Origin of the sequence: Brevibacterium sp. K11IcPPYGO002, assembly GCF_050920635.1 — a bacterium.
In the GTDB taxonomy this organism is placed as follows: Bacteria; Actinomycetota; Actinomycetes; order Actinomycetales; family Brevibacteriaceae; genus Brevibacterium.
Genome location: NZ_CP131929.1, coordinates 3,015,603 through 3,037,337 on the forward strand (window position 1 = coordinate 3,015,603; position 21,735 = coordinate 3,037,337).

The 21,735-nt window shown below is 66.1% G+C and carries 19 protein-coding genes; 10 read left to right on the forward strand and 9 right to left on the reverse strand.

The annotated features are described in order from the left end of the window. Window positions 1-440 precede the first annotated feature (440 nt). The gene (locus QYM46_RS13900) at window positions 441-1,982 is read right to left on the reverse strand and encodes a recombinase family protein (protein WP_432789408.1); all 1,542 of its coding nucleotides are present in this window, start codon (window positions 1,980-1,982) and stop codon (window positions 441-443) included. Between the two features lie 19 nt (window positions 1,983-2,001). Between QYM46_RS13900 and QYM46_RS13905 the strand changes: the two genes are divergently transcribed. From QYM46_RS13905 to QYM46_RS13940, 8 genes are all read left to right on the forward strand, one after another. Then, the gene (locus QYM46_RS13905) at window positions 2,002-2,295 is read left to right on the forward strand and encodes a hypothetical protein (RefSeq protein WP_432789409.1); all 294 of its coding nucleotides are present in this window, start codon (window positions 2,002-2,004) and stop codon (window positions 2,293-2,295) included. Beyond that, a complete protein-coding gene (locus QYM46_RS13910; RefSeq protein ID WP_432789410.1) occupies window positions 2,292-3,266 on the forward strand; it encodes a type II secretion system F family protein in 975 nt (324 codons plus the stop codon). The genes QYM46_RS13905 and QYM46_RS13910 overlap by 4 nt, the downstream gene beginning before the upstream one ends. Continuing rightward, a complete protein-coding gene (locus QYM46_RS13915; protein ID WP_432789411.1) occupies window positions 3,263-4,201 on the forward strand; it encodes a type II secretion system F family protein in 939 nt (312 codons plus the stop codon). The genes QYM46_RS13910 and QYM46_RS13915 overlap by 4 nt, the downstream gene beginning before the upstream one ends. Window positions 4,202-4,303: 102 nt before the next feature. After that, window positions 4,304-4,573 (forward strand): hypothetical protein, encoded by a 270-nt coding sequence (locus tag QYM46_RS13920; protein WP_432789412.1) that lies wholly within the window; start codon window positions 4,304-4,306, stop codon window positions 4,571-4,573. 7 nt (window positions 4,574-4,580) lie between these two features. Further along, window positions 4,581-5,030 (forward strand): TadE/TadG family type IV pilus assembly protein, encoded by a 450-nt coding sequence (locus QYM46_RS13925; RefSeq protein WP_432789413.1) that lies wholly within the window; start codon window positions 4,581-4,583, stop codon window positions 5,028-5,030. Further along, on the forward strand, window positions 5,023-5,472 hold the full coding sequence (locus QYM46_RS13930; RefSeq protein WP_432789414.1) for a hypothetical protein: 450 nt from the start codon (window positions 5,023-5,025) through the stop codon (window positions 5,470-5,472). The genes QYM46_RS13925 and QYM46_RS13930 overlap by 8 nt, the downstream gene beginning before the upstream one ends. Before the next feature lies 1 nt (window position 5,473). Beyond that, window positions 5,474-5,959 (forward strand): pilus assembly protein TadG-related protein, encoded by a 486-nt coding sequence (locus tag QYM46_RS13935; RefSeq protein WP_432789415.1) that lies wholly within the window; start codon window positions 5,474-5,476, stop codon window positions 5,957-5,959. Between the two features lie 146 nt (window positions 5,960-6,105). Beyond that, window positions 6,106-9,876: an FtsK/SpoIIIE domain-containing protein gene (locus QYM46_RS13940; RefSeq protein ID WP_432789416.1), complete on the forward strand. Its 3,771-nt coding sequence runs from the start codon at window positions 6,106-6,108 to the stop codon at window positions 9,874-9,876. Here QYM46_RS13940 and QYM46_RS13945 read toward each other — a convergent pair. After that, a complete protein-coding gene (locus QYM46_RS13945; protein WP_169252891.1) occupies window positions 9,850-10,890 on the reverse strand; it encodes a GNAT family N-acetyltransferase in 1,041 nt (346 codons plus the stop codon). The two genes, QYM46_RS13940 and QYM46_RS13945, sit on opposite strands and share 27 nt — an antisense overlap. A gap of 44 nt (window positions 10,891-10,934) precedes the next feature. On the opposite strand from QYM46_RS13945, the gene QYM46_RS13950 reads away from it, so the two are divergent. Continuing rightward, window positions 10,935-11,744, forward strand: coding sequence for a purine-nucleoside phosphorylase (locus QYM46_RS13950; protein ID WP_432789417.1), 810 nt, complete (start codon window positions 10,935-10,937; stop codon window positions 11,742-11,744). A 60-nt stretch (window positions 11,745-11,804) separates the two neighbouring features. Next, window positions 11,805-13,631 carry a phospho-sugar mutase gene (locus tag QYM46_RS13955; protein ID WP_432789418.1) on the forward strand — a complete coding sequence of 609 codons (1,827 nt, stop codon included), beginning with the start codon at window positions 11,805-11,807 and terminating at the stop codon, window positions 13,629-13,631. A 69-nt stretch (window positions 13,632-13,700) separates the two neighbouring features. On the opposite strand, the gene deoC is transcribed toward QYM46_RS13955, so the two are convergent. The 7 genes from deoC to QYM46_RS13990 form a co-directional block, all read right to left on the reverse strand. Further along, window positions 13,701-14,348 carry a deoxyribose-phosphate aldolase gene (deoC, locus tag QYM46_RS13960; protein WP_432789419.1) on the reverse strand — a complete coding sequence of 216 codons (648 nt, stop codon included), beginning with the start codon at window positions 14,346-14,348 and terminating at the stop codon, window positions 13,701-13,703. Between the two features lie 109 nt (window positions 14,349-14,457). Then, window positions 14,458-15,747 (reverse strand): thymidine phosphorylase, encoded by a 1,290-nt coding sequence (locus tag QYM46_RS13965; protein WP_432789420.1) that lies wholly within the window; start codon window positions 15,745-15,747, stop codon window positions 14,458-14,460. 110 nt (window positions 15,748-15,857) lie between these two features. Continuing rightward, window positions 15,858-16,229, reverse strand: coding sequence for a cytidine deaminase (locus QYM46_RS13970; protein WP_432791743.1), 372 nt, complete (start codon window positions 16,227-16,229; stop codon window positions 15,858-15,860). A gap of 219 nt (window positions 16,230-16,448) precedes the next feature. After that, the gene (locus QYM46_RS13975; RefSeq protein WP_169252897.1) at window positions 16,449-17,732 is read right to left on the reverse strand and encodes an ABC transporter permease; all 1,284 of its coding nucleotides are present in this window, start codon (window positions 17,730-17,732) and stop codon (window positions 16,449-16,451) included. A gap of 1 nt (window position 17,733) precedes the next feature. Next, window positions 17,734-18,966 (reverse strand): ABC transporter permease, encoded by a 1,233-nt coding sequence (locus QYM46_RS13980; RefSeq protein ID WP_432789422.1) that lies wholly within the window; start codon window positions 18,964-18,966, stop codon window positions 17,734-17,736. Then, on the reverse strand, window positions 18,963-20,522 hold the full coding sequence (locus tag QYM46_RS13985) for an ABC transporter ATP-binding protein (RefSeq protein ID WP_432789423.1): 1,560 nt from the start codon (window positions 20,520-20,522) through the stop codon (window positions 18,963-18,965). The genes QYM46_RS13980 and QYM46_RS13985 overlap by 4 nt, the downstream gene beginning before the upstream one ends. 74 nt (window positions 20,523-20,596) lie before the next feature. Beyond that, the gene (locus QYM46_RS13990) at window positions 20,597-21,664 is read right to left on the reverse strand and encodes a BMP family lipoprotein (protein WP_248278946.1); all 1,068 of its coding nucleotides are present in this window, start codon (window positions 21,662-21,664) and stop codon (window positions 20,597-20,599) included. Between the last annotated feature and the right edge of the window lie 71 nt (window positions 21,665-21,735).

Here is a 21,735-nt window from a genome sequence, read left to right on the forward strand (position 1 = left end):
GTTCCGTATCAGTCCGAAGCTTTGGCAAACGCTCATTAGAACGCCACGGAATCGATCTTTACAAATCGCCATGCACAGGCTTCTCAACCTTCGGAGTGCCTCTATCGCAGTGCCCTTTCGGTTGCTAAAATAAGAACGAACGAATGAGATCCCATCGGGGCCGTGACAGCGAAGCACGGGGTACTTCTCCCGAATAGGAAGCCGGTCAAACAGCCCAACTACCGAGGCGGGGAACCGGGTCATCGTTGACCCCGAAGGTTCTTCGCCATGGCCGACCCATCAACCAACCACCAATCCCTCACCGACACGAACGAATTTCACGAGTGGCTGTCTGCCACTTTGGACGGCATTCCTGCCCCCGGACCGACAGTTGCCAAGCGACTCATCGATGTACTCGATCCGCACGAGTTCGCTCGAGAAGCTCGCCAGTCCGATGCTGCTTAGCTTTTCGCTCCCAACGGCTTCCCCTGAAGAACATCATCACGGAGGAAGTCGCTGGGCGCGACGACCACTCGGTTCGGATCGAACCGCCGGCCGGTGTTCCGCGTCGGGCGATTAACGGAAATGTCGAATAGGATCCGGACGATCTCCCTGCGATCCATCAACGTAGTGTCCGCCCAGCTCTCCCGAAGAGACTCCGCACTGAGCATCTTGCGCAAGTTGGTCGATGGTATCGGAGCAACCTCCGCTCGGCGGAGCTCGTCCAGTTCAGTCTCGATTCGCTTGTCCTCGCTTGCATACGCTCGCAACGTGATGAGCTTCTGTTGGCGATATGATTCGAGCTCGTCGCGCTCGGCCTCCAGCGCAGCAATCTCGCCTGCCAGGTTCCGACCGTTCTCCTCGCCCGACTCGCGATCCTGATAGGCAGTGACCAAGCTTCCGCGAAATCCTGGAGAGTCGAACAAAGCCAGGATCGTCGCTTCGACCAGCTCTTCGACAGGCACTCCAGTCACGCTGACTCTCCGGCAACCCTCCTTCTCGCAGAGGTAGGCCTTCTTCATTCGCCGTTGGTTCGTCGAAGCCTTCAGTCGGGAACCGCACTCGCCGCACTTCGCAATACCCGAAAGCATATGTCTCGGTGCCGGCCCCCTGGGCGTCGGCACTGTCAGTCGGGACTTGTCAGTCAGAAGCGCATGCAGCTTCAGCCACTCACCGTAGTCGACGATCGGATCCCACGCCGCCGCGCCGATGTCCTCCCCGCGATAGACTCGTCGCCCCGCGATCGTCGGGTTCAACAGCAGTTGGCGCAGTGTGGACGGCTCCCACACGGTGACGACGTCATCGGGGTTTTCTTCCAGCGTCTTGGTTCGGGCAGTTCGCGGACTAGGGATTCCACGTTCGTTCAGCCCCATACAGACTCGGCGGAGAGACTTACCACCCAGGATGTCTCGAACAACTTCAGCCAATACCCGGGCAGCCGGAAGCAGCTCGCCAGATTCGTCATAGGGCGTCTGTTCGATCAGCGACCCGGTGGCTGAGTCATAGATTCGGCGGTATCCATACGGCAACCGGCCATGGGGGCGGCGTTTCTCCGCATTATCTCGCACAGTCCTCAGGTTGCGGTCACGGATGTCGCCAGCTTCACGCTCGGCCATGAGCGCATCCAACCCGGTGGTGAATTGATCGTCAGAACGGCTGAGATCGTATCGGCGGCCCTTGTAAACCAGATGTACTCCGGAGTCGATGCAGGCCTGTCTCAAGAGCACATAATCAGAGAGGTCGCGAAGCGCTCGGCTCATCTCCCAGACCAGGAGGAAGTCGACTTTACGACTGCTGACCAACTCGAGCGCCTCGTCGAACTTCTCCCGGTCTCGTTTGCGAGATGCTGAGGCCGAACGATTGTCGTCACGAAGCGTATGAGTAATAGAGACACCATTTCGGTCTGCCCAATCGACGTTGGCTTTGAGCTGGGTATCCACCGAAGTGCCTCGATGCTTGGGATCCCTGCTCGCTCGGCCGTAAGAAAGCGCAGTCTCAGTCATACAACTCATGATAGGTCATTTGCACCTCCTATTCCATATATTTGCCGGGGCGAACATCTCCTCGGCGTTCGTCGTTCCCACGGTCGCAGTCAGCCTCGACGTCGTCGTCCACCTGCGCAGAGATCCGTCCGGGGTACGCCGGGTCGATGAGATCTGCGCGGTGCCCGGCGGAGTCGAAGGCGACGTCGTCGAACTCGACACGATCTTCCATTCGCCCCGCGGACAGCTCATCCGCGGTCAGGGGTTCGGCCACCTCGGCGAGCGATTTGCGGCCATCGGCCGCGATCTTCACTCCATTCTGGAGGCGGCATGAGCTATTCGCAGTTCGCTCTGCTCAGCGGTGCCTGCCTCGGTGCGGGACTCTTCCTCATCTGGACGTCGCTGTGGCAGCGACCGCAGAGCAAGCGGACTCAGTCGCGGTGGGTGCGCGAACTCGATGACATGCTCACCGGTGCCGGATTCCCCAGGCTGCGTCCGGTCCATCTGCTGCTCATCTCGGTTGCGGCATTCGGTGTTGTGACCGTCGTCTCGACGGTGCTCACCGGATCGTGGGCGATTGCGCTGTGCTTCGGCCTCTTCGCCTCCTGGCTGCCGCACCGGGCATTGCAGCATCGGGCGCGCAGCAGACAGGTGATGCGGCGTGAGCTGTGGCCCGAAACCCTCGACCATCTCAATTCCGGAGTCCGCGCGGGACTGTCTCTGCCCGAAGCGCTGAGTTCTCTGGCTCATCGCGGGCCCGAACCGCTGCGGCCGCTGTTCGAAGTCTTCGCCGAGGAATATCGGGCCAGCGGCTCATTCGCCTTGGCGTTGGAGCGATTCAGACAGGTCAGCGCCGACCCGGTGGCCGACCGCATCGTCGTCGCACTCAGCGTCACCCGGCAGGTCGGCGGCAGCGACCTGGGCACCATGCTGCGGGCCTTGGCACAGTTCGTCCGTGATGATGCCCGCACCCGCAACGAGCTCTCCGCCCGGCAGCAGTGGACGGTCAACGGCGCCCGACTGGCCGTCGCAGCTCCCTGGGTGGTCCTCGCATTCCTGTCGACTCGACCCGAAACGGCGGTGGCGTACAACTCGCGGACCGGGCTGATCCTCCTGGCGGCGGGCTTCGGCGTCTCTCTGCTGGCGTATCAGGCGATGAAGCGCATCGGTCGACTCCCGGCCGAACCCCGGGTCATCGAGGGGTCCTCGCTCAGCGCCGCCCACCGACGTTTCGCAGACAACGCCGGCCTGAGCAGCGGATTCACCGCCGACAGCGACGACTCCGCGGACGGACGGGCGGCATGAGTCTCCTCGGCGAGCCACTGTCGATCCTGGCCCTCGGACTCTTCAACGGCTTCGCTCTGTGTGTCTTCGTCCTCTCCCTTCCGCCGCTGCGCAGGCCGACGCTGTCCTCACGGATCGCACCCTATCTGCGGGATCAGGAATCCTTGGTCGACATCTACGCTCCGCCGACCCCGCGCGCCGACGGTTTCTGGGGGCTGGCGAAGTCATGGCTGGTCAGCTCGACCCTGTGGGTGACGTCGCGCATCACCACGGATGCGACTCTGCGGCTGCGCATCGACCGCCTCGGCGGCAATGCCACGATCGAACGGTTCCGCATCAGCCAGGTGCTGAGCATCCTCGTCGGGATGATCGTCGCCGGCGGTCTGGCCGGTGCGCTGTCGGCACAACGCGGCTTCTCCCCCATCGTCACCGTCATCCTCGTCATCAGCGGAGGTATCGCCGGGCACGTCTTCAACGATTGGCGACTCAGCCAAGCCATCGCCCGCCACGAATCCCGTGTGCTTGCCGAATTTCCCACCGTCGCCGAACTCCTCGCATTGTCCATCACCGCAGGTGAGGGGATCGTGGAGGCTCTCGAACGCGTGTGCCGCACCTGCTCCGGCGATCTCATCGACGAACTCCGCGCGGCCCTGGCCGCCACCCGCACCGGCACACCGTTGGTCGAAGCGCTCGACACGATGGCCACGCGCATCGCCATCCCGGAGATCGTCCAATTCGTCGACGGCCTCGCCGTGTCGATGGCCCGCGGCACACCACTGGCCGAAGTGCTCCGCTCCCAAGCCGCTGATGTGCGCGAACAGTCCCGACGGCGGTTGCTCGAACTGTCCGGTCGCAAAGAGATCGGGATGCTCGTACCGGTCGTCGTATTCGTGCTTCCCGTCACCGTGATCTTCGCCGTCTTCCCGTCCCTGACCGTCCTCGACCTCAGTCCATAACGTCCACGCCACGCACCACCGACCATTCCCCGCACCCACAGCCAGTCCCGCACCACCGACCACGCGGATCGACACCTCGACCTCGCCGATGAAGGAGACACGATGTTCCGCCAGTTCACCTACCGCCTCGTCCCGTTCATGCTCGGGCTCATCCCCGGTCCCCCTCCACGAGGGGGAACCACCATCCCCGAGGCGGCCGAGACCGACATCGACGCGAACCATGTCGACCGACCCGATCGCGGGGACGTTCCCGGCTGGGTCCTCATCACTCTCATGACCGCAGGGTTGGTGGTTGCACTGTGGGCGCTGGCCGGCGAAGCCTTCACCTCGATGTTCCAAGACGCGATGAACAAGGTCCGCGGGGCCGGGTGACCAGGCGGTGACCACAGACGACGAGACGGAACCGGACGGCCGGAGGAGGGCTGACTCGGTGACGGCGGCAGGCGAGCGCAGCGATTCGGGATCCGCTGTCGCCGAGTTCGCGCTCATCGCCTCGCTGCTGGCTCTCATCCTGGCCGGAGCCCTGCAGATCGGTCTCGTCATCCATGTCCGCAACACGGTCATCGATTCCGCCATCGCCGGTGCGAGGCAGGCGAGCCTGGCCGATCAGACTCCGCGCGACGGGCAGAAGCTCACCCGCGACCTCATCCGCGTGTCCGTGGGCGAGCGCTACGCCCAGAAGGTCACCGTCTCGACGTCGCAGCGCGGTGCCGTCGAGATCGTCGAGGTGCGGGTGACGACTCCACTCCCGGTTCTCGGGCTGTGGGGCCCCGCCGAGGTCTGGGACCTGCGCGGTCGATCCATCGTCGAGGACATCGACCGTGACTGAACCCGAGATCGGCCGGGAGGTTGCGGCCGAATCAGCAGATGAGGGAACGGCGGTCATCGAGTTCATCTTCGCCTCCATCGTCCTGCTCATCCCGGTCATCTACCTCATGCTCACCCTCTCTCAGCTGCAGGCGGCCAGCTATGCGACCACCTCGGCGGCGATGTCGGCCTCACGCATCGCCGCTCGCGACGCGAACCCCTCGGAGGCTCGAGCCCGCGCGGTCGCCGACATGCATTTCGCGGATTTCGGGCTGCGGGATGCGCCGTCTTCCATCACCTACTCGTGCACCGGCCCCTGTGGACAGGCCGGCTCTCTCGTCACCGCACGAGTCGTGACGAAAGTGTCGCTGCCGGGGTTCCCGCTCCTCTTCGGCTCCGACCGGTCACCGCACATCACCTTGCGTGCAAACCACACCGACGTCGTCGCCACAGGAAGCCAGTGATATGCCGGCCACGGGAGAGCACGGCTCGAAGCGGCGTGGGAATCCGACACGCGGTCAAGAGCCGGATCATGATTCGGATGCCGGGTCCATCACGCCGCTGGCCATCGGCTTCGTCGTCATCGCCTTGCTGCTGGCCTTCCTCATCGCCGCCCTGACCGACCTGCACATGGCCCGCCGAGAGTTGCAGGGGCTGGCCGACTCTGCGGCGCTGGCTGCCTCCGACTCGTTCGAACCGGCTCCCGGCGACGATCCCGGTCTCGTATTCTCACCTCCAGCGGCCGAACGCGCCGCCGGACGGTACCTCGACGCGGTGCCGACTCCGAAGGACATGGGCAATCTGCGGTTGAGTGCCGATGCCGATGGGGCGCATTCGGTGCGCATCCGCATCGAGGCCCGCTATTCTCCGGCGCTGCTCTCACCGTTCGTCCCCGGCCTCATCGACCTCCACGCCACCGCTTATGCCCGGGGCGCCCTGCGCCTCGACTGATCGCGGCCCGTCGTCTTCACTTCGCCTCCGATTCCTGTGGATTCCAGGCCCACTCACACGCCTTGAAGCTGTGGATTCCCACACCGTTTCCACAGGGTGTTTTCTCGCTCTTGCCCGAACCGTGCGATCGCGGTGAGTCTGTGGGCATGAGAACCCTGGGGCTCATCCACCGCATTGAGACGAACGGAGCCGTCACGAGCATGAGCATCGAGGCCGAATCAGCCCAACCGGCCGTCGACGTCTTCCGGTCTGCCCTCGGACCCGAGTTGACGCATCAGGACCTCATCACCGGCAACCGGCTCGAGAACCGCAGCATCGAGTCGATCAGCTGGGGTCACTGGCAGCGACTCAATCCGATCACCGTTGTCGGGGCGAACTCTCTGCGCACCGCGGACACCTGCGCCGACTCCGCACGGACGAGCGTATCCGTCCTGGCAGGGCCCGACTCCGGCTTCGCTCTGAGCCTCGACCCTCGGCGAGCCCGCCTGTCTCGGCTGTCCCACACCGATTGCCTGACCGTCATCGACCCCAGCATCTCCCGCACCCCACAGCCGCTGCGACTCGATGCCACAGGAGATCAGCCCGCAATCCGTCTGGGAACGACTGTGCTCGCACCGGGCACAGCAGATGGTTCGTCCGCCCGTGCTTCGTCCTCGGCCGCCCATTCGACTCCGCCGATCCGGTCTCCGCCCCTGCACCACAGCGATGACATCCACATCGCCCCGAAGACGATCGACGATCCTCGGCCGGCCAGACCCCCACAATGGTGGACGTTCCTCATCCCGGTCGGCATCGGCGTGGTGCTGGCCGTTGCCACCGGAATGTGGTGGTTCCTCCTCTTCAGCGTCTCGGCCCCGCTCTCCGGGTGGGTCGCCTACCTGGTGGAGAAGAAGCGCTTCACTCGCGACAGCGCACAATGCCGACTCGACCGTGACGAAGCGGTGGCCGAAGCACGAGCCAGGCTGCGCCGCCTCGAGGCAGCGCAGCGACACAGGATCTTCTCCTCCCCCGGTCTGTGTCTGGGTTTCGGGACGGTCTTCAGCGACCTCACCATCGACGAACAGCTGCAGGACGGAACCGACCACGTCGACGGTCGAGTCGCCTGCGCCGATATGCCGATCCGCATCGATCCGCGCACAACGACGGTCACCGTCAGCGGGACGCCGACAGTCCTGCGCACCATGGCCTTCGCCTGGCTGGCCGACCGGCGATTCAGATGGCGGCCGGATTCCGAACTCGCACTGCTGCCGGAGCTGGCAGGCACCGAGTTCTCCGACGACTGCGCATCGACCACGGTCCGGTCCGGTACCCGCGCAGACACCAACATGGACGATCCCATCGCGATCACCCTCGACGAGGATGTCGACCCTGCCGTTCTCACGCTCACCGCCCCGCATGCCGGCTCTGCCGTCTCGATGACGGTGGGCAGCCTCGCGCAGGCTCGCACCGACTCCTCGACGGCGCCCGGCGGCCCGGTGCCCGGACGGAGATTCATCGCCACGCTCATGCCGGCCGCCCGATTCGTCACCCTGCACTGTGGCCGCTCTGCCGATACCGGCCTCCGCGCCTGGCCCGACCACGGACTCGGCGAACTCTGCGACGACGCGCCCGAATCCATTCGGAAACGGTGGCGGTCTCCGGCCGCGGGGCCGGTGCCGATCGGTCGCGGAACCGACGGTGAGACCGGCATCGATCTGTTCTCCGACGGTCCCCACGCTCTCGTCGCCGGCACCACAGGCAGCGGGAAATCCCTGCTCCTGCAGACATGGCTGCTGTCGATGGCCTTGGCACAGCCGCCTCGGCGACTGCGCTTCGTCCTCATCGATTTCAAGGGCGGGGCGACGTTCTCACCGCTGCAGGAGCTGCCGCACACCGACAGTGTGCTCGACGATTTCGACTCCGGTCTGGCATTTCGCGCTCTCGTCTCGGTGCGCGCCGAGATCACCCATCGGGAGCGGCTGCTGGCCGATCATGGGTGCGCCGATGTCGCCGATCTCGCTGCTCCTCCCCCACGTCTCGTCGTTGTCATCGACGAGTTCCATGCACTCATGGCGACTCATCCGCGAGCCGCTGACCTGCTCGAACACCTCACCGCCCTGGGCAGGTCCCTCGGCGTTCATCTCATTCTCGCCACACAGCGCCCCATGGGCGTCGTGACCGGGCAGATGAAGGCGAACATCAACGTCCGCGTGTGCCTGCGAGTGCGCGATGAGACCGATTCCTTCGACGTGATCGGCACGGAGGCGGGCGCGTTCCTGCCCGCGGACAAACCCGGTGCCGCCTGCCTGGACTCCGGGATCAGCGTCACCCGGTTCCGCGTGGCGGTGCCGTTCGGACATGACACCCACGCCGAGGCGGTCCTCCGACCCCGTATTCGCTCCTGGGGTCGGGGACCGGTTCCGTCCCTGGCCGGCGGGGTCGTCGGCGTCGACGTCGACAACATCGTCACAGCGGCCGGGGACAGTGACGATCCCGGGGAACCGTCGGTTCAGCGGCAGGTGGTGCTGCCGCCGCTGCCCGAACCGGAAGAGGTGGCAGCCCGGGCAGGTGACGTATCGTCGCGGGCTTCTCGAGCGCTGGCCGCGGACTTCGATGAACCGGGGGCGGCAGGCGGTGAACCGTTCGCAGGGGTCACGGGAATCGTCGATGTTCCCAGTCACCAGCGGCAGGCGATGTGGACATTCGACCCGGATGTGGACGGCTCCTCAATCCTCACGGGCGGCAGCCCGGACACCGTGGAATCCGTGATCGCGACCATGGCACGAGCGGCCGCCCCCACCCGACGGATCATCGCGATCGGCAGGATCGCCGCAGCCCTCGACTGGGCCGAGATCAGCTGCGGCATGAGCTCAGGCTGGCAGATTCAGGCGGTTCTCGACCATCTCGCGGCCAGCGGGGGTCCGGCCAGGAACCCCCGAGACGGCACCGGCACCGAAACCCCGACGAGTTCGGGGCCGAGCCGACAGCCGCCGAGCCTGCTCGTGTGCAGCAATTGGGCCGAATTCGTCGACTCGCTCGACCACTGTTGGTCCGAACGCACCGAACGTCTCCTCGGGCATGGTCCCGGATCAGATCTCGTCTTCCTGCTTGCCGGGTGCCGGAACATGACGAGCAGAAGTTCGCGGTTCGCCACTCAGATCATCTTCCCTCCCGAGGCCGGGGAAGACGGGACGAGCGTCGGGCTCAGCCGCCAGCGATTCGCCGGCAGCTGGCCGGATCTGCGCGCCGTCATCCGCGGCCCGTGCGCACGGGCCGCCGGCGAGGACGGCGCCGATGTGCAATTCGCGCCCGCTGTCGCGGCACGATTCGATTCGTCGATGTCCGAGGCGGGTACGAGCATCCTCGGCGGACCACCCGGCATTCCGGAGTCCCGAAAGGGATTCGCTCCACGCTGGCGGGGCCTTGACCGTCCTACGGTCGCGTCTGCGGAATCGTTCGGCACCATCCCGGGCTGCATCCCCATCGGTGTCGACGCTTTCGGCGACTCCGTCATGTGGGATCCCCGGCGGGACGGTTCGGTGCTCACGGTTCGCGGCTCTCCGCAGAGCGGCAAGACCGGATTCGCGACCTACCTGGGCAGCCTCGGCGTGGTCGATGTCCACGATGATGCCCATCTGGAGTCGGACCCGCTCGACTGGGATCTGCTCGACGGACACGACCATGTGCTCACCGCGCCGACACGGTTCACTCCCGGCTATGGTTCCCCGCTGGCCAAGGCTCAGAATCTCGGGCCGCTGCTCGTGCTCGGCGTACACATCGGGCAGGATCTCACCGGGCTCGGGGTGCTGCGACGGGCCCCGCTCGATGGGCTGGCTGGGACGGGCTGGTTCGTCACCGAGGATCAGGCCCGCCCCGTCCGCGTCTTCAGCCCCACGGGAGTCGCACCTGATTCAGCTCACGTCGGAAGGAGGTCCTGAGAGAGTCTCGTAACGGTAGAGCTCGGTCGCGGTTCCCGCTTCGAGCAGCCGGTCGGCGAGAGCGGAGATCACGGGCATTCCGCTCGTGACTTCGATGACGACATCGGCATCGACCGACAGCCGGGCCAGCAGGAGTTCGGCATCGGCGACGGCCGCGGCGAAGTCCTCGCCCGTCGTGTCGGCGGCATCGTCGCGGGTCTCGAACATCGACCCGAGGATGAGCTCGGTCGGCGGCTCCTCGTCGACCTGATCGACGACAGCGGGCCCGTCACCGGGTCCGTCTCCGGCACCTGGTTCACCGGCCGAGGGCAGAACACCGGCTGTCTCATCGGCTTCCCTCGCATACGACACGGCGAAGGCACTCAGCCCACCCGCCTCGGCGGTTCCGGCCGCGCCGTTCAGCAGAGCAGCACCGTGAGCACCGGCCGCCTCGGAGAGGAACGCGTTGTTCACCTGTCCAATGGTCAGTGGGCCGACGGCATCGTCGCGGTTGACTGCGGTGTACCAGTTGAGGAACGCCTTCGTCAGCTTCACCGAACCGGTGGCGACGATCTCGAGGTCCTCGGCCCGACCGCCTCCTGCCGGGGGCAGAGCCCCGGCGGGCACCTTGATCACGCGAGTCGTCGTCAGCGGGGTGAAGCCGAGCGCCTGCGCGAAGCCCTCGCCCGGGCTGCCGGCATGCACGCGGGCGCGCAGATCGAGGCCTTCGAGCGCGGTTCCCCGCGTCTCGGCACACACCGCTTCGAAGAGCTCACGCCCCTGACCATGGCCCTGTTCCTCGGCTGCAACCTCCACATGGACCCACGCCCGGTAGGGGTGAAGCGGGGATTCGGCGATCGCGGCGGCTCCGACGGGAACGTCGGGAACCACCTCGGCGATGACGGAGCGGATCAGCGGCGAGTCCGAGGACGGACGGAACAGGGACCTGGCCATATGACCGGCCGGGGTGGTCGCGTCGGCGAACACCTCATTCAGGCGCAGATCGTCACCGTCGGTCAGCTCTCGAATCGGCATGTGCTCGCTCCTTGGGCGGTGGGGAACTTGATAATCTTGGCGTCATGACTGACTTAAGCGATCCTACCGCCGCCGCGCACGCCGCGGCCACGACCATCAACGCGAACGCGGGCATCGACGCCCATGACATCGCACTCGTCCTCGGCTCCGGTTGGGGCGGGGCGGCGGACCTCCTCGGCGAAACCGTTGCCGAGATCTCCGCGGCCGAGGTCCCCGGATTCCACGCTCCGGCCGTCGAAGGCCACGGTGCGACCCTGCGCACGGTGCGCATCGAGGCCAGCGGCAAACATGCGCTCGTCCTCGGATCGCGCACCCACTACTACGAAGGCAAGGGAGTCCGCGCAGTCGCTCACGGTGTGCGCACCGCGGCTGCGGCCGGCTGCTCCTCGCTTGTGCTGACGAACGGGTGCGGCGGCCTCAACCGCAACTGGGCACCCGGCACCCCGGTGCTCATCTCCGATCACATCAACCTCACCGGGACCTCCCCGATCGAGGGCGCGAATTTCGTCGATCTCACCGATCTGTACTCCCCGCGCATGCGCACCATCGCCAAGGAAATCGACCCGACGCTCGACGAAGGCGTGTACGCGCAGTTCCGCGGACCCCACTACGAAACCCCCGCCGAGGTGCGCATGGCAGGGATCCTCGGTGCCGACCTCGTGGGCATGTCGACGACGTTGGAGGCCATCGCCGCACGTCAGGCCGGGCTCGAACTCATGGGCATCTCCCTGGTGACGAACCTCGCCGCCGGCATCCAGGAGACCCCGCTCTCCCACGCCGAAGTCATCGAAGCCGGAGCCGCAGCGGCCCCGCGCATCTCTCGCCTGCTCGCCGACATCGTCGCGAAGCTCTGAGACGGCCCGCCCGACTCCGCACTCCCCCAACCCGCCACCGCGAACACGCAAAGGACTCATATGACCCGCGTAGCCGATCGCTTCAGACATGGATTCGACGCCGAGGTGGTCCGCGCCTGGATCGCCGATGACCCCGATCCGCAGACGGCCACCACCTTGGAGCACATCCTCGCCGAGGCCGAGAGCGGCGACGAGGCGGCGATCGCCGACCTCGAGGACCGGTTCTCGGGTCCCCTCGTCTTCGGCACCGCCGGCCTGCGCGGTGAGATCGCCGCCGGCCCGAACCGGATGAACCGGGCCGTGGTCATCCGTGCCGCCGCCGGTTTGGCCGCGTTCCTCTCAGACACTGTCGGTCAGGGATTCCGTGTCGTCATCGGCTGCGATGCCCGGTACAAGTCCGCGGAGTTCGCTCGCGACACCGCCGCCGTCGTCACCGCCGCCGGCGGGGTCGCGATCCAACTGCCCGACCAGCTGCCGACCCCGCTGCTGGCGTTCGCGCTGTCAAAGCGGGGAGCGGACGCCGGAGTCATGGTCACGGCCAGCCACAATCCGCCGGCCGACAACGGGTACAAGGTCTACCTGGGACAGCGGCCGTTGCAGGCCATCGAATCCGATCCTTCTGCCGCCCTTGCCGGTGCCGGAGCGCAGATCGTCAGCCCGGCAGATGCGCTGATCGCCGAGAAGATCGCCGCGGTCGAATCCGTGGCCTCGGTGGCACGAGCCGAGTCAGGGTGGGAGCACCTCGACGAGTCGATCGTCGAGGAGTACCTGTCTCGCATCGATGATCTGAGGGTGTGGGCCGAAGCGGATCTGTCGATCGTGCTCACCTCACTGCACGGCGTCGGTGCCGGAGTCGCCGAGGCGGCGCTGACCCGCACCGGGTTCACGAACCTTCACCCGGTGGCTTCCCAGCAGGCACCGGATCCGGACTTTCCGACCGTGTCGTTCCCGAATCCCGAGGAGGCCGGGGCTCTCGACGAGTCCTTCGCGCTGGCCCGTGAGGTCGGCGCCGAGCTCATCATCGCCAACGATCCGGACGCCGACCGGTTCTCCGCGGCCATTCCGGATGAGTCTGCCGCGACCGGTTACCGGCAATTGTCCGGCGACGAGGTGGGGCTCCTCCTCGGTGAGGATGCCGCGACGCGCCTGACTGCGGGCACACATCGTGCGGCGGGTGCGGAGACTCCGGTGTTCGCGAACTCGATCGTGTCCTCCCGTGGGCTGCCCGCCGCTGCCGCCAGTCACGAGTTCACCGCGGTGAACACGCTCACCGGGTTCAAGTGGATCTCCCGAGTTCCCAATCTTGTCTTCGGCTACGAAGAGGCGCTCGGCTACTGCGTCGATCCGGCTGCGGTCCGTGACAAGGACGGCATTTCGGCGGCCGTGACCTTCGCGGCTCTGGCATCCCGACTGAAGGCCGAGGGATCGAGCATCGAGGCCGAACTCGATCGGATCCGGGCCCGCGACGGCTACTTCGCCACCGCTCCCTTGAGCTTCCGCCTCGACGATGTCTCCCTCATCGCCACGGCGATGGCGAAGCTGCGCGAGAATCCTCCGGCCACGTTGGCCGGCTCCCCCGTCGCCGAGGTCCACGACCTCGCAGCCGGGTATGAGGGGCTGCCTCCGACCGACGGAATCCTGCTGCTCTCGGAGTCGAACTCGCGGGTCATCGTGCGTCCTTCGGGCACCGAACCGAAGCTCAAGTGCTATCTCGAAGTCGTCGCCGAGCCCTCCGAGCTCCAGGCTGCGACCGATGCCGATGCCCGTGCGGCTGCCAGCGCAGGAGTGCGTCTGCCGGCCGCCTCGGCGAGTGCCTCCCTCAAACCGGCCCTCAAGGAACGCTTGACCTCGCTGAGCACCGAACTCAAAACCTTCTTCTCCCTCTGACCCCCAATTACTACCTGACGGCGGCCCAGCAACCTCGCGCGAGGTTGCTGGGCCGCCGTCAGGTAGTAATTAGAGGGAGTTGAGGATGGCGCGGCTGCCGGAGAGGCCCAGGCGGGACGCGCCGGCGGCGATCATCTCCTCGGCGGCTTCGGCGGTGCGGATTCCGCCGGAGGCCTTCACTCCCAGGCGGTCACCCACGGTCTCGCGCATCAGTGACACAGCGTGAGCGCTGGCGCCTCCGGCCGGGTGGAAACCGGTCGAGGTCTTGACGAACCCGGCTCCGGCGGCCTCGGCGCGACGGCAGGCCTCGACGATCTGCTCATCGCCCAGCGCCGCCGACTCGATGATGACCTTGACGAGGGCATCCCCGCTGGCCTCGACGACACCGCGGATATCGGCTTCGAGCCCGTCGAAGTCTCCGGCGACGGCCTGTCCGATGTTGATGACCATGTCGACTTCGGCGGCACCGTCGGCGACTGCCTGAGCAGCCTCGGCGGCCTTGATCTCCGGCTTCACCTGGCCGGAGGGGAACCCGACGACGGTGGCCACGACGAGCTCACCCGGATCGGTGATCGGCAGCATGGACGGCGACACGCAGATTGCGAGCACCCCCAGCTCCTTCGCCTCCGCCACGAGGGCATAGACGTCGGCGGGGGTCGCTTCGGGCTTGAGCAGGGTGTGGTCGATGATCGCGGCGACATCGGTGCGGCTGGTCATGGGTTCCTCCAAGGTCAGTAGTGCCGTCAGTGGTGCAGTTTCTCGGGCTGTGGTTCCAGAGTAGTGAGGTCGGCGGCCGCGCAGTAGGCCCGCCGGTGTGCGATTCGGCTCAGGTGATCGTGTCGAAGACGATCGACTCCGGCACCGAGGCGGCGTCCCCGCCGATCTCAACCGCGCCCTCCAGTGCCCCGATCGCCCGGTCGAACCGTTCCGGGGTGGCCGTGTGCAGTGTCATGAGCGGCTGTCCGGCCGTGACCGTGTCCCCGGGTTTCGCGTGGAGTTCGATTCCGGCCACATCCTGCACCGGGTCTTCCTTCCGCGCCCGCCCGGCACCCAACCTCCACGAGGCGACTCCCACCGAGAGCGCATCGAGTGAGGTGAGCACCCCGGAATCGGTCGCGGTGACGACTTCGGTGTGCTCGGCCACGGGCAGAGCGGCGTCCGGGTCGCCGTGTTGGGCGCGGATCATCTGCTTCCACTTGTCCATGGCCCGCCCGTCGGCCAGGGCGGCGCGGACGTCGACATCGGTCTTACCCGCCAGGCGCAGCATCTCCTCGGCCAGGGCGACGGTGAGGTCGACGACATCGGCGGGTCCGCCGCCGGCCAGGACCTCGACGGATTCGCGGACCTCGAGAGCATTGCCGACGGTCAGCCCCAAGGGCGTGGACATATCGGTCAGCAGCGCCGAGGTGTTCACCCCGGCGGCCTTGCCGAGCTCGACCATCGTCTCGGCGAGCGTGCGGGCCTTCGTCAGATCCTTCATGAACGCACCGGAGCCGACCTTGACGTCGAGGACGAGCCCGGAGGTGCCCTCGGCGATCTTCTTCGACATGATCGAGGAGGCGATGAGCGGGATGCAGTCGACCGTCGAGGTGATGTCGCGCAGTGCGTAGAGCTTCTTGTCCGCCGGAGCCAGACCGGATCCCGCCGCGCAGATGACGGCGCCGACGTCTTCGAGCTGATCGACGATCGCCTCGTTGCTCAGTCCCACCTGCCACCCGGGAATCGATTCGAGTTTGTCCAAGGTGCCGCCGGTGTGGCCGAGACCGCGGCCGGAGAGCTGCGGGACGGCCACGTCGAAGACGGCGACGAGCGGGGCCAGGGGCAGGGTGATCTTGTCGCCGACTCCCCCGGTCGAATGCTTGTCCGACGTCGGTCGGGTCAGCGACGAGAAGTCCATGCGCTCACCGGAGTCGATCATCGCCTGCGTCCAGTGGGCGATCTCGTCGGGTGCCATGTCGTTGATGAAGATCGCCATGGCCAGGGCCGCCATCTGTTCGTCGGCGACGGCGCCGCGGGTGTAGGCGTCGATGACCCAGTCGATCTGCTCCTTGCTCAGGGCCCGGCCATCGCGTTTGGCGGCGATGACGTCGACGGTGTCGAATGCTTCTACGCTCACGGTCTCAATCCTTCGTTGTCGTCGAAATCTTCGTTGTCGGCTCGGTCGTCGCCCTCAAGGCCCTGCCGTCTCGTTCCGGCCACGACCGCCTCGGCGCGGGAGACGATCGGTCAGTGCTTGGCCGTATGGTCGCTGCGCTCGGCGCTCAGGTGATCGGGGCCGAACGCCTCGGGCAGGACCACGGACATCGGGGCCCGTCCGCTGGGCATGTTGATGACGAGGTCGTTGCCGCCGTGTTCGAACAGCAGCTGCCGGCACCGTCCGCAGGGAACGAGGGTGTTGCCCTGCCCGTCCACACAGTCGAAGGCGACGAGGCGGCCGCCGCCGGTCATGAACATCTCGGAGACGAGCGAGCACTCCGCGCACAGAGTCACCCCGAATGAGGCGTTCTCGATATTGCAGCCGCCGACGATGCGCCCGTCGTCGACGAGACCGGCCGCCCCGACCGGATAGTTCGAATAGGGCACATAGGCCTTCGTCATCGCCCGCTTCGCTTCGGCCCGCAGCAGCTCCCACGTGCCCTCGCTGAGGTCCTCGGGGGCGACCGGGGTGGGTTCCTCGCTCCATGCCGGGTCGGTCGGGTGAGGTTCGGGGACAGTCATGGGGAGACCTCTTCCTTCGGGTGGTGACTGTGGGGTGCTCGAGGGGTCGTGCCGGTTCGTCGGGGACGGTGGCTGACCGATCCGTCGCCGAGGCGGAACTCACTTCACGTAGGGCACACCTTCCGCGGCGGGCGGGCGGACCCGACCGACGAAGCCGGCGACGGCGAAGACCGTGACGATGTAGGGCAGCATGAGCAGCAGCTCGTTGGCCACCGGGGTGCCGATGGACTGCAGAGTGTTGCCGAGGCTCTTGGAGAAGCCGAACAGCAGGGCCGCCAGCAGCGCACCCTTCGGGTTCCATTTGCCCAGGATCATCGCGGCCAGGGCGATATAGCCCTGTCCGGCCGACATCTCCTTGCCGAAGGCCAGTCCGGAGCCGACGGTGAAGAAGGCACCGCCGAGACCGGCGATGGCACCGGCGAGCAGAGTGTTGCGCACGCGGGTGAAGTTGACCTTGATGCCGACGGTGTCGGCGGCCTTCGGGTGCTCACCGACGGCGCGCATCCGCAGTCCCCACTTCGAGCGGAAGACGAAGATCTGCAAGGCGATGACGACGACGTACATGATGTAGACGAGGATGTTCTGGTCGAACAGCACCCGTCCGAGCACCGGAATGTCCGACAGCAGCGGGATCGGCAGATTCGGCAGCTTCTGCCGGGAGTTCCACAGTCCCGGGTCCTGGGTGAGCACCGTCGAGTACAGGAAGCTCGTGATGCCGACGACGAGGACGTTGAGGACGACGCCGATGATGATCTGGTTGACCCAGTACTTCACCGCGAAGAAGGTGAGCACCACGGCGACGAGCGCTCCGGCGATGGGTGCGGCGAGCAGGCCCGCGTACGGGTTCTTCACCACCGAGGCGACGACCGCGGCGAGGAAGGCGCCGGCCAGCAGCTGGCCTTCGATGGCGATGTTGATGATGCCCGACCGTTCTCCCACGAGTCCGCACATGGCGCCGAAGATCAGCGGCACGGACAGTGCCAGGGCACCGGCGAGCAGCGTGGTCAGCGGGATCACGCCACCGGATCCGCCGCCTGCCCAGGCGAGGAAGGACAGCACGAAGATGACGCCGAAGAGCATCGGGAACCAGGAGCCCGTGTCGATGCGCTTGATCGCCACATAAATCGACACGGCGGCCATGATGACGAGCAGGATGCCCAGCGTCAGCCCCGCCGCAGTCGACGACACGGCGAAGTCGGGGATGGCGAAGAAGTCTCCGCCGGTGGCCACGCGGAAGGTCGTCTCTCCGTCACGGCCGATGAGGCCGAAGAAGATGAGCGAGACCAGCGCCAGAATCGTATAGACGATCGGGAACTTCCAGGCGATCGGCGCAAGCGCCTTGACCTGGGTCGAAGGTGTCTTATCCATGGTCTGAGCGGTCATCTCAGTCCTCCTTCCGCTTGAGCGCCGGTGTGGGCAACCGGAAGATCGACCTCACCAGGGGCGGGGCCGCGATGAGCAGCACGATGACGGACTGGACGACGAGGACGATGTCGATCGGCGTACCGGTCTGGGACTGCATGAGGTAGCCGCCGGCCTTGAACGCACCGAAGAGCAGACCGGCGAGGAACGTCCCCAGCGGTTTCGACCGTCCCAGCAGGGCGACGGTGATCGCGTCGAAGCCGATCGACCCGCTGATGCCGCCGGTGAGTTTGTATTCGGTGCCGAGCACCTGGGCGGCACCGCCGAGTCCGGCCAGGGCGCCGGCGACGATCATGACCGTCACAGTCACCTTGGACACGGAGATGCCGGCGGTCCGGGCCGCGTGCGGGTTCGCACCGACGGCCTTGAACTCGAAGCCGATCGTCGACCGCTCGAGCAGCCACCACACGAAGATCGTGGCGAGGATGGCGATGATGAAGCCGAAGTGGAGGCGGAACGGCGCAGGCAGCAGCAGGAACATCTGCGCGGAGTCATCGATGACACGTGACTGCGGGTTGGCCGAGCTCGTGTGCGTGAACCAGTTCTGCTTGAGCAGGTAGCCCAGTGCATAGCCGGCGATCGAGTTGAGCATGATCGTCACGATGACTTCGTTGGCGCCGGTGCGCGCCTTGAGCACACCGGCGATGCCGGCCCAGATCGCACCGCCGATGATGCCGCCGACGACGGCGACGAGCATGTGGACGACGGGAGGCAGCGGCAGCGCATAGCCGAGGAATCCGGCGATGGTCGCGCCGAGGATGACCTGGCCCTGACCGCCGATGTTGAACAGACCGCAGCGGAAGGCCAGGGCGATGCCGAGACCGGTGAGGATGAGTGGGGTGCCCGAGACCATCGACTCGGTCAGGGGCCGGATGGCGCGTTCGGTGGTGCGTGCTTCCCAGTCGAAGACGGCTCCGCGGAACAGCGCCGAATAGGCGTTGCCGACGGTCTGGAACAGCGTGGCGAAGAAATCGCCGGGAGCGGCGAAGAAGTTCTCAGCCGCCGCGACGACCTCAGCGTTCGACACGGCGATGAGGACGCCGCCGAACAGGAGGGCGAGCACGATCGCCAGCAGCGAGACGAGCCAGGATCCCGACATGATCTGCTGCAGCAGGGTCTGTTCCTTGCCGTCTGCGGCCTCGGACTCCGGCGGCGGCGCCGCCGAAGGAGCCGCCGGTGAGGTATCAGTCGTCATTTGGTCTCCTCCGCCGAGGTGGTGGCTGAGTCGTCGTCCGTGGCTTCGAGGGCTTCGTCGGCGGGAACGCCGGCCATCATCAGGCCCAGTGCCTCACGAGAGGTCTCGGGTCCCACGATGCCGACGATGCGTCCGGCGTACATCACGGCGATGCGATCGGCGAGGCCGTAGACCTCGTCGAGTTCGGTCGAGACGATGATGCAGGGAGTTCCGGAATCGCGTTCGGCGATGACGCGCTTGTGCACGAACTCGATCGATCCGACGTCGAGTCCGCGAGTGGGCTGGCTGGCGATGAACAGTCGCAGGTCACGACCCAGCTCGCGGGAGAGCACCACCTTCTGCTGGTTGCCTCCCGACAGGGTCGCGATCGGGTCGACCACGCTGCCGAGGCGGATGTCGAACTCGTCGACCTTCTTCTTCGCCTCTTCCGTGATGACCTTCGGTTTGAGATTGAGGCCCTTGGCATAGGGCTCACGGTCGTAGACGTCGAGGATCATGTTCTCGCGGATGGCGAACTCCGCGATGATGCCGTCGGTCGACCGATCCTCGGGAACGAATCCGATGCCGGCACCGAGGCGGCCCTTCACCGACTTCCCGGTGAGGTCCTTGCCGTCGAGGGTGATCGAGCCCAGGCGGGGTTCGGTCACGCCGATGATCGTCTCGGCCAGTTCGGTCTGCCCGTTGCCCTGGACACCGGCGACGGCGAGGATCTCCCCCCGACGGACGTCGAAGGACACGTCGTCGACGACGACGTTCTCGGCCTTGTCGACGACGGTGAGTCCGCGGACCTGGAATGTGGCGTCGCCCGGATCGGCGGCGTCCTTCTCGGTCGTCAGGGACACGGCGCGGCCGACCATCTGGCTGGCCAGTTCGGTCTCGGTCGAGTCCGGGGAGGCCTCGCCGACGATCTTGCCGCGGCGGATGACGGTGATCGCGTCGGCGATCGCGCGGACTTCGCGGAGTTTGTGGGTGATGAACACGATCGAGGTGCCCTGCTCCTTGAGCTGGCGCATGATCGAGATGAGTTCGTCGGTCTCCTGCGGGGTCAGCACGGCCGTGGGCTCGTCGAGGATGAGGATCTCGGCGTCCCGGGACAGGGCCTTGATGATCTCCACCCGCTGCTGGGCGCCGACCGGCAGGTCCTCGATGAGGGCGTCGGGGTCGATGTTGAAGTTGAAGCGCGACGAGATCTCCTTGACCTTCTTCCGCGCCTCGTTGATGTCGAGGAGTCCGAGGCTCTTCGTCGGTTCGTAGCCCAGCGCCACGGATTCGGCGACGGTGAACACGGGCACGAGCATGAAGTGCTGGTGGACCATGCCGATTCCCGCGGCCACGGCATCGCCCGGGCCGGAGAACTTCACCGGCTCGTCGTCGATGAGGATCTCTCCCCCATCGGCGTCGTAGAGTCCGTAGAGGACGTTCATCATGGTGGATTTGCCGGCGCCGTTCTCACCGAGCAGGGCGTGGATCTCGCCCGGCTGGATGGTGAGATCGATGTGGTCATTGGCCACGAACGATCCGAACACCTTGGTCATCCCGCGAAGCTCGAGTTTCACTGCTTCCGGTTCTCCTCACAAACTTGAAAACTGCAGGGCCGAAAGAACTCGGCCCTGCAGTTTAACCGACGAGCTTACTTCGGTGTGCTCTCCGACTCGACGACGAGGCTGCCGTCGATGATCTGCTTCTTCAGCTCCTCGACGTCCTTCTTCACGTCTTCGGGAACCTTGTCCTCGAAGTCGTGGTACGGAGCGAGGCCCACGCCTTCGTTCTCGAGCGTGCCGACGTAGGGCTCATTGGAGAAGTTGTCCTCGGTGCCTTCCTTGATGGTGTCTTCGACGGCCTGCGAGATCTGCTTGACCACCGAGGTGAGGATGATGTCGCCGTATTCGGTCGACTCGTAGCCGTCGGAGTCGACCCACACGAGGTTGACGTCGCCGGCTTCCTTCGCCGCCGCTGCGGCACCGAGGCCGACGGGTCCGGCCACGGGCATGATGACGTCGGCGCCCTGCGAGATGAGCTGCTTGGTCAGCTCCTGGCCCTGTCCCTGGTTCTCGAAGTCACCGGAGAACGAGCCGTCCTGCTTCTCCTTGTTCCAGCCCAGCAGCTTGACGTCCTTCTTGTTGTCCTCGTTGAACTTGTCCACGCCGTCGGCGAAGCCGTCCATGAAGATCGTCACCGACGGAATCTGGATGCCGCCGAAGGTGCCGACCTTGCCCGACTCCGAGGTCGCGGCCGCAACATAGCCGGCCAGGTACGCGGCCTCGGCGGTGTTGAAGACGACTGCCTTGGCGTTGTCGATCGTCACCGGCTTGCCGTCGGCGTCGGAGAATGTGGAGTCGATGAGCGCGAAGTTGAGGTCCGGGTTCGCTTCGGCGGCTTCCTGGATCGTGTCCTCGAGGAGGAATCCGACGCCGAAGGTGAGGTTGCAGCCCTGCTGCACCATGTTGTCGACGTTCGGCCCGAAGTCCGCGTCGCCCTGCGATTCGGCGAGCTTCTCTTCGATTCCCAGGTTCTTCTTCGCGTTCTCCATGCCCTCCCGACCGGACTGGTTGAAGGACTGGTCGTCCCAACCGCCGGAGTCGGAGACCATGCAGGCGAGGTAATCCGAACCGGATTCGCCTCCTTCGCCTGAACCGCAGGCCGAGAGGACGAGGGCGGATGCGGCGATCATCGACACCGCTGAAGCGAGCTTCTTCACGTTTTCTCTTTTCTGATACAGACAGTGCACACGGATGAGGGCCCTGTCTGCCCCTACCGAAAATGTGAAAC

What these genes read in the sequence shown, in the direction of transcription:
- QYM46_RS13900 (WP_432789408.1), bottom strand. Translation starts at nt 1,982, where the DNA reads ATGACTGAGACTGCGCTTTCTTACGGCCGAGCGAGCAGGGATCCCAAG.
- QYM46_RS13910 (WP_432789410.1), top strand. Translation starts at nt 2,292, where the DNA reads ATGAGCTATTCGCAGTTCGCTCTGCTCAGCGGTGCCTGCCTCGGTGCG.
- QYM46_RS13915 (WP_432789411.1), top strand. Translation starts at nt 3,263, where the DNA reads ATGAGTCTCCTCGGCGAGCCACTGTCGATCCTGGCCCTCGGACTCTTC.
- QYM46_RS13920 (WP_432789412.1), top strand. Translation starts at nt 4,304, where the DNA reads ATGTTCCGCCAGTTCACCTACCGCCTCGTCCCGTTCATGCTCGGGCTC.
- QYM46_RS13935 (WP_432789415.1), top strand. Translation starts at nt 5,474, where the DNA reads ATGCCGGCCACGGGAGAGCACGGCTCGAAGCGGCGTGGGAATCCGACA.
- QYM46_RS13940 (WP_432789416.1), top strand. Translation starts at nt 6,106, where the DNA reads ATGAGAACCCTGGGGCTCATCCACCGCATTGAGACGAACGGAGCCGTC.
- QYM46_RS13945 (WP_169252891.1), bottom strand. Translation starts at nt 10,890, where the DNA reads ATGCCGATTCGAGAGCTGACCGACGGTGACGATCTGCGCCTGAATGAG.
- QYM46_RS13950 (WP_432789417.1), top strand. Translation starts at nt 10,935, where the DNA reads ATGACTGACTTAAGCGATCCTACCGCCGCCGCGCACGCCGCGGCCACG.
- QYM46_RS13955 (WP_432789418.1), top strand. Translation starts at nt 11,805, where the DNA reads ATGACCCGCGTAGCCGATCGCTTCAGACATGGATTCGACGCCGAGGTG.
- deoC (WP_432789419.1), bottom strand. Translation starts at nt 14,348, where the DNA reads ATGACCAGCCGCACCGATGTCGCCGCGATCATCGACCACACCCTGCTC.
- QYM46_RS13970 (WP_432791743.1), bottom strand. Translation starts at nt 16,229, where the DNA reads ATGACGAAGGCCTATGTGCCCTATTCGAACTATCCGGTCGGGGCGGCC.
- QYM46_RS13975 (WP_169252897.1), bottom strand. Translation starts at nt 17,732, where the DNA reads ATGACCGCTCAGACCATGGATAAGACACCTTCGACCCAGGTCAAGGCG.
- QYM46_RS13980 (WP_432789422.1), bottom strand. Translation starts at nt 18,966, where the DNA reads ATGACGACTGATACCTCACCGGCGGCTCCTTCGGCGGCGCCGCCGCCG.